Genomic DNA, 7,033 nt, shown 5'->3' with positions numbered 1-7,033 from the left:
CCAGTCCTGCAACACTGGAGGCAACAGCAGAACCTGGTTGGGCTCGTAAGGACGAAAAGTCTTGTTCATGACTTAGGAATTCGGTATCCGAAAGCCTCATCCCTGGTCAATACCGGCTGTTACCAACACGGGCTCCTAGGCTAGCTCTCTTACCGTGGCCTTCAGGGAAGCCATGTGGGCGGCCATGGCGGACGCTGCGGCGCCGGGATCGCCGCCCCGGATGGCCCGCCGAATCTGGCGGTGCTCAGCCAAAGACTGCCTTGATCGGCCGGGCACCGACATGACCCCTTTCCGGTCGCTGATCAGATGGTTGATCGAGGTGTCGAGCCGCAGGAGAAGGCTGTTCCCGGACATCTCGGTGATCAACAGGTGGAACTGCATGTCCAACCGCTCGATATCAACGATGTCGTCCCGAACCGAGGTCTTGCCCCAGGAGGCGAGATTGGCGGCGACGGCCTTCATCATCTCGGCCGTCTCCGGCCGCCTGGCGGCCACCGCTTCGGCGGCCAGGGCCGCCGCCTTGACTTCGAGGGCTTCACGGACATCCAGCAAGGTCACCACGTCGTCGCGATGGCTGGCCAGCCACGGGACCCACAGCCCGGGGTCTCCGATGGCGGCGTGCTGCGAGACTGTCGTCCCGATCCCGTGCCGGACCTCGAGGTAGCCGAGGGAGGCCAGGGATTGCAGGGCTTCCCGCAAGGTTGCCCGGCTCACTCCGAACTGGACCGCCATCTCCCGTTCCGAAGGCAGCTGGGTGGACGGCTTGAGGGTCCCGTTGATGATGAGTTCCCGGATCTGGTCGGCGACCTGCTGGGAGCCACGTTTTTGGCGGACTTGTTCAAACAGCGTTCGACCCACCCTCTTTTTCCGGACCGGGCCAATTAGGTTTGGGATTCGGTGTCGGGTCGAGAAAGACCTGCCATGCTCGCACCCTATCAGGCGGGGTTCATCTCGGGGTTGGCTATTCCCTGCCAATTGAGGATCTTCCAGGGCGATTTTCCAGGGCCCCGGCGATTTCTCAGGGGGGAGCCCGGTCCGGGCCGCGGAGTGGCCACCAGGACGCAGAAAAACGACCCGCTAGGCGGGCCGTCCGTAAGATCGATGGGCGATTGACTCAGCTCTCCTGAATTGCTTCAGACTCTCATGCGGCCCTGATTGCCACCGCGGCTCTGCACGCCGCCCTGGCCCCCGCCGCCCTAGCCCCCGCCGCCCTGGCCCCGCTTGCTCCCCCCCTGCTCGAAGGTCTTGCAGCAGGTATCCGTGCACGTCGAGGCCGGGCTCTCGCCGATCACGTTGACGATCGAGTCGACCTCCTTGGCGTCATAACGGTTGGGCAGCTTCGCCGCGACGGCGTCATTGGTGATGAGGATCTCCCGAGCTTGACATTCGTTCCCCGGGACCCAGTAATGGCAGTTGTCGATGGTGCACTTCACTCCTGGCACTTAGGCCTCGCCCCTTTCAAGGACTTTGGCCCTAGTGTGCCATGGTCCGGCGGAGCCTATGCCCGACTGGCGCGGCCGTCGGCCTCATTCCCCGCGTCTGATCAGGTGCACTTCTTCATCCCCGCTGAAGTAGAAACCGACCGACTCGATGAGCCGCCTGAGCCGCCGGTCATCCTCGTCCACCCAGGCCATCGCCCGATCGGCGCGGCGGTCAAGGCCCCACTTGAGCCCCTCGTCAAGCAGCCGCCGACCGAAGCCACGCTGCCGATAAGCCTCGGCCACGTGCAGGCTCTTGACAAAGAGATGCTCCAGCTCGGGGCCGTAGAGCTCGACCCAGACGAAGCCCAGTGGACCGATTCCCGGGTCGCTCTCATCAACCAGCACCAGAATGGCCGAGGTGCCTCCGGTGACTTCCGTCGAGCCGGCAATGGCCTGACTGATTTCGGTCGGCCCCGGGCGGATGGCGTCGTCGAGGGACTCGAGATAGCGGGCGATGGTTGGGACGTCGCCGGGCGCCGCCGGGCGGACGGCGTGCTCGCCGGGCAGCCCCGGGAAAGTGATCCTGGCGCCAGACAAAGGTCGCAGCCGGTAATCCAGGAAATGAAGGCGCGGGAAGAACTTGAACCTGACCATGATCCGGGTGAACTGGGTGACCGGCAATCGATCCAGGTTGAAGACGACGGCCCGTAGGGGGATGGTCGGCGGGAAGGGCGCGCCTTCCCCGGTGGCCAGCGACTCCACGGCGCCCTCGCCGAGAAAGGCCGCCTTCAACCCGCGCTCCAGGAAGACCGCGTCGCGGCAGGCAAAGTACAGCCGGCTCTCCCCGCTCTCGCCCTCCGGCGATGGGACGACGGCGAAGATGGCCCCGTCGCCACGGAAAACCGACCCACCCAGTGTGCGGAGGTCGGTATCGACATCGGTCGGCTCGGTATAGTTGACGCAGGTCCAGCGGCCGGCGTCGTCGGACAGCCAAGAGGCGCCGCTTTCGGGCGGTCCCCATCGGCCAGTTGCTGCGAGCATTATGTGTCACCCCCTTCAGCATTCCTTGCCTGCCGAAGGAATTCCTTCCTACTTCAAGGCTGCCCAGTCATTGGTCCTCGTCATACGGCCGTCTGGTCTCGCCCCACGGCGACATCGAGGACGGCACCATCCGCATCGTGCACAGGGGGACCCGTTCGGTGTTGAAGTAGACCTTGGAGTAGAGGACGGGGCGATCCCGCAGGTCATAGAGAATCTCATCCCAGCTGAAGATGGGCGTTCCCGGGGTCAGTCCGAGCTCCTCGGCCACCTTACCCTCGGCCGTCCGGGCCTTCAGCTTGGCGATGGAATGAGTGATCTCCGCCCCCCCGGTGACTTCCTTGAAGACCGAGAAAAACGAGTCATAGCGGGCCTCGAAGATCTCCGAGTTGCCGTGGGTGACGGTGTGAGGGATCGAGTAGACGCAGAAGATGACCGGCTGACCGTCGGCGCTGTAGGTGGGTTCAAGGACATGGACGGGGTCCCCGACCTTGATCCCCAGAGGCTCGGCGATGGTTTCGTCGGCCGTGCTTTCGTAGGCGTGGTGGCTGACCGAGCGGTCCGAGTATCCGGCCGCCAGGATCAGCTGGGCAAAATCGAAGACGAGCTCGATGCGGGGTCCAGCCTTCAGGGCGCTGGGGTGGATGAAGGTCCCCATCCCCCGTTTCCTGGTCACCAGCCCCTCGTGTTCCATAGCCAGCAGGGCCTCACGCACGGTGTTGCGACTGACGCCCAGCTTGCTGCATAGCGTGTCCTCGGATGGAAGCCGGTTGTCGGGCGGGAGTTCCCCCCGCTGAACGTACTCGAAGATGGCCTCCCGCACCTTGTGATACAAGGGTCCAGTCTCCAGCCTTCTGATCGCCAAGCCGCTTTCTACCTCCTGTGCCCCGGAACCCCTCTAGACCGGTCGGTCGACTACCCCGGCCATCATCAAACCGATCTTCTCGACCCCAGCTGTCCTCGGGTCGAGCTCGCCGACGATCCGACCTTCATAAATCACGGCCAGGCGGTCGGAGAGCGAGCGGACCTCTTCCAAGTCGGTCGAGATGAGGACGATGGCCGCCCCCTTGCCCCGTTGCTCCAAGAGCTGGCGGTGGACATATTCTCTGGCCCCGATGTCCAATCCTCTGGTCGGCTGGAGAATCAGCAGAAGCCTGGGCCTCCGGTCCAGCTCGCGGGCCAAAACCACTTTTTGCTGATTCCCCCCGGAGAGGTGCCTGATCGGCGTACCGCTGCCGGGGGCCTTGATGGAATAAGCGTCGATCAAACCCTGAGCGTACTCGCGGATCTTGGCCAGGGCCAGAAGGCCGTGGCGGGCCAGAGGCGGGCGGTCGTGGGCGTGGAGGATCATGTTCTCGCCGACATCGAATTCCATGACCAGCCCCTGTCTCCGCCGGTCGGCGGGGATGTGGCCGAGGCCGGCCTCGATGAGGCCCTTGGCGCTCATCCCGGCGATGTCCTTCCCAAAGACCCTGGTCTCGCCGGAATACCCCCGGCGGAGCCCGGCGATCACCTCCCCGAGCTCGTCCTGGCCGTTCCCGTCGACCCCGGCGACCCCCAGGATCTCACCGGCTCGAACGGTCAGGGAGACCTCATGGAGGGCCGATCTGGTGCCTCCCTGGAGGGTGACGCCGGTCATCTCGAGGACCACGGGACCCGGCTCGGCGGGGGCTTTGGGCAACGAGGTGATGACCTCTCTCCCCACCATCAGCCTGGCCAGTTCCTCCCGGGTGGTGGCGGCGGTCTGGACTGTTCCGACCACCCGTCCGTCCCGGAGGACCGTGACCCGGTCGCTGATCTCGAGGACCTCTTCGATCTTGTGGGAAATGAAGATGATCGACGCCCCCTGCTCCCTCAGGCCGCGGAGGACCCCGAACAGCTCCTCGGACTCCTGGGGGGTGAGCACGGCCGTGGGCTCGTCGAGGATCAGCAGCCTGGCCCGACGGTAGAGGGCCTTGACGATCTCCACCCGCTGCTGGGCCCCGACGGATAGATCCCGGATGTAGGCGTCCAGATCGATGTCAAAGTTGTATCGGTCGAACAGTTCCCGCACCCCGGCCCGAGCCTTGCCCAGTTCCAACAGGGGCGGCCGGGCCGACGGCAGGCCGAGGATGACGTTCTCCAGGACGGTCAGGTTCGGGATCAGCATGAAGTGCTGATGGATCATGCCGATACCGAGCCGCAGGGCCGCCTTGGGCGAGTCGATCCTGACCGCCCGGCCGTCGAAGCGGACCTCACCCTCCTGAGGCTGATAGAGACCGAAGAGGATGCTCATCAGGGTGGTCTTGCCGGCCCCGTTCTCCCCGAGGAGGGCGTGGACCTCGCCCTTCCTTATGTCGAAGCTGATCTTGTCGTTGGCCAGGACCCCGGGGAATGACTTGGTGATGCCCCGGGTCTCCAGGAGGATGTCACCGTCCAAAGCCCATCCCGCCTTTCCTCAGTCCAAACACGATCGGAGCATCCTCTTGTCGACGGCGCCGGTGGCGTGGACCTTTCCGGACCTGACGTTGTTGGCGATCCCCTTGGTCACGCAGTGGACGAAGCCCTTGACGTTGAAGATGTCCCCGCCGGCGTCCTCCAGGAGCTTGCGGAAGGGGACACCATAGTGAGGGCAGGTATGCGGGGCCAGCGGGAAGTCCCGCATGGCCGCTCTGACCACGGCGTCGTCCTCGTCGACGAAGAAGCCCACCGTCCCACCATAGTAGGTGTAAGTGTTGGTCCTGACCATGGCCTCGTACTCGTCGTTGGTCAGGGGCGGCAGGGGAGCCTTGCCCCAGGCGGAGATGATCCGGTCGGCCCCGAGGCCGAGGCTGTGCAGGCGCCAGATGGCCGTCTCCATGGTCCTCGAGACGACGTTGATCGCCCCCACCAGGCTGGCCGTGGAAGCGACGAGGACGTAAACATCGGCGGCCGTGCGCCCGCACTCCTTGGCGATGAGCTCGGTCAGCCGCTCGTCGGGTAACCGGGTGTCCTGAAGACCCGCCACCAGCTCGGGCGAATCGTCGCGATAGGCGACGGCCTGGGAGAACCGGTCTCGCTGGGCGACCGCCCTGACCGGCCCGGAGACCAGCGGGACGACTCCGGCCTCGTTCTTCATCTCATTCAGCGGCCAGCCGGACAGCTGGCTGCTCAGGAGGGCGACGGCCGGGTCGTCGATGAAGACCCTGACCTCCGGGAGCTCGATGCCGTCCAGGTCGAAGAAGCCGTATTCCAAGCGCCCGAGGCCGCCCAGGGTGGCCTGGCAGAAAAGACGGGCCGCCTCCCACCCGCCTTGGCGGGCGACGCCCATGTCGATGACGGTGGCCCCGTTGGGGAGCCGGTGGACCTCGACCCCGAGGGCCTCGGCTTCATCGATTATCCTCCGGACGATTCTCATCGCCCGGGCGTTGACGCTCAGCAAGGACGCCGTTCCCCCAATCGCTATTCCTGGTTGGCAAACCGCTGGGCCCGCCGGTCGACGTCGGCCTGGCCCCGAAGCCCGGTGAAGCGCAGCGGCTCGAAGTCCCTGGAGAGGCGTTCGGCCCCGGCCTTCAGCATTTTCGCCGTGAAGGCGACCCTTCGGCCGAGGACGCGAACCGTCTCGATGCCGACCAGGTCGTCGTGAGCCCCTTCTTCCTTCTTGTCCTGCGACCAGATGGCCCCGCCGTTGTAAGCGTAGACGCCGCCGCTGACCGAGACCATCCCGGTGCAGAGGAAGAAGTTGTTGATTGCCAGGAGGGTCGTCTCCTGACCGCCGTGGCGAGTCCCGCCCACGGCGATGGCCCCGCCCACTCGCGAGGCCCAGTGCCCCTCGCGGATCAGCGGGGCGATCGGACGGAGCCGGTTGATGAACGCCTGGAGTTGGGCGGACATGGTCATCTGGTAGACCGGGGAGCCGAAGACGAACCCGTCGGCCTCGGTCATCTTGGCGTAAATCTCGGGGGTCAGGTCGTCCTCCTTGTTGCCGACGCAGTGCCGGATGCCCTCTCGGACGCAGCGGTTGCAGTGGTTGCAGAAGCCGAGCTTCTTGCCCCTGAGGTCGATGAACTCGGTCGACACCCCGGGAACCTCCTCGGCCGACTGAAGGGCTTCGCGGACCGCATACTGGGTCGCCCCCTTCCTCGGGCTGCCGCTGACGCCGATGATCTTGACCTGGATCTCTTCCGTCACGTCCCATCCCCCCGTGCTCACGGACCTTTCATCCCGGGACTCATTGGTCTGTGCCACCTAGAATTGGGTCTTCAACTGCTTGCCGACCGCCCGGCGCTGGTATTCGGCGGCCAGCTCACGGGCCCGCCCGATGATCGCCGGCTCGTCGACCGGCAGGATCCGGCGGTCTCGCATCAGGATTCGGCCGTCGATGATCGTCGTCCGGACGTCAGACGCCTTGGAACAGTAGACGATGGTCTGCAGGAGATCGTTGACCGGGCCGATGTGGGGCCCGTCGAGGTCGAGGATGACCACGTCGGCCAGCTTCCCCGGGCGCAGGACGCCGGCGTCGAGGCGGGCGGCGCGGGCTCCGCCGGCCGTGGCCATGTCGAAAACCGTGGCCGCCGACAGCAGGGTGGCGTCGCGGTGGTGGACCTTCTGGAGCA

General features: G+C 65.5%; 8 protein-coding genes. All 8 read right to left on the bottom strand.

What is annotated here, in order from left to right; translation table 11 throughout:
• Positions 1 to 135: 135 nt before the first annotated feature.
• Entirely contained in the window at positions 136 to 858 is a 723-nt protein-coding gene (locus VGL40_00390) for a GntR family transcriptional regulator (GenBank protein HEY3313732.1), read from the bottom strand.
• 338 nt (positions 859 to 1,196) lie between these two features.
• Positions 1,197 to 1,442, bottom strand: a complete 246-nt coding sequence (locus tag VGL40_00385; protein HEY3313731.1) for a DUF1540 domain-containing protein — start codon at positions 1,440 to 1,442, stop codon at positions 1,197 to 1,199.
• 84 nt (positions 1,443 to 1,526) lie between these two features.
• Positions 1,527 to 2,462 carry a GNAT family N-acetyltransferase gene (locus VGL40_00380; protein ID HEY3313730.1) on the bottom strand — a complete coding sequence of 312 codons (936 nt, stop codon included), beginning with the start codon at positions 2,460 to 2,462 and terminating at the stop codon, positions 1,527 to 1,529.
• A 67-nt stretch (positions 2,463 to 2,529) separates the two neighbouring features.
• A complete protein-coding gene (locus VGL40_00375; protein ID HEY3313729.1) occupies positions 2,530 to 3,294 on the bottom strand; it encodes a GntR family transcriptional regulator in 765 nt (254 codons plus the stop codon).
• 63 nt (positions 3,295 to 3,357) lie between these two features.
• Positions 3,358 to 4,878 (bottom strand): ABC transporter ATP-binding protein, encoded by a 1,521-nt coding sequence (locus tag VGL40_00370; protein ID HEY3313728.1) that lies wholly within the window; start codon positions 4,876 to 4,878, stop codon positions 3,358 to 3,360.
• A gap of 18 nt (positions 4,879 to 4,896) precedes the next feature.
• Positions 4,897 to 5,859, bottom strand: coding sequence for a methenyltetrahydromethanopterin cyclohydrolase (gene mch, locus VGL40_00365; GenBank protein ID HEY3313727.1), 963 nt, complete (start codon positions 5,857 to 5,859; stop codon positions 4,897 to 4,899).
• Between the two features lie 20 nt (positions 5,860 to 5,879).
• A complete protein-coding gene (locus VGL40_00360; GenBank protein ID HEY3313726.1) occupies positions 5,880 to 6,608 on the bottom strand; it encodes a flavodoxin family protein in 729 nt (242 codons plus the stop codon).
• A 57-nt stretch (positions 6,609 to 6,665) separates the two neighbouring features.
• On the bottom strand, positions 6,666 to 7,033 hold a 368-nt coding region (locus VGL40_00355; GenBank protein HEY3313725.1), incomplete at its 5' end, for an amidohydrolase family protein.

The organism is Bacillota bacterium, from assembly GCA_036504675.1.
GTDB lineage: Bacteria > Bacillota > Sulfobacillia > JAJYWN01 > JAJZPE01 > DASXUT01.
Note: the sequence above shows the minus strand (reverse complement) of the source record. Positions and strands in the feature narration are given on the sequence as shown.

What these genes read in the sequence shown, in the direction of transcription:
- VGL40_00380 (HEY3313730.1), bottom strand. Translation starts at nt 2,462, where the DNA reads ATGCTCGCAGCAACTGGCCGATGGGGACCGCCCGAAAGCGGCGCCTCT.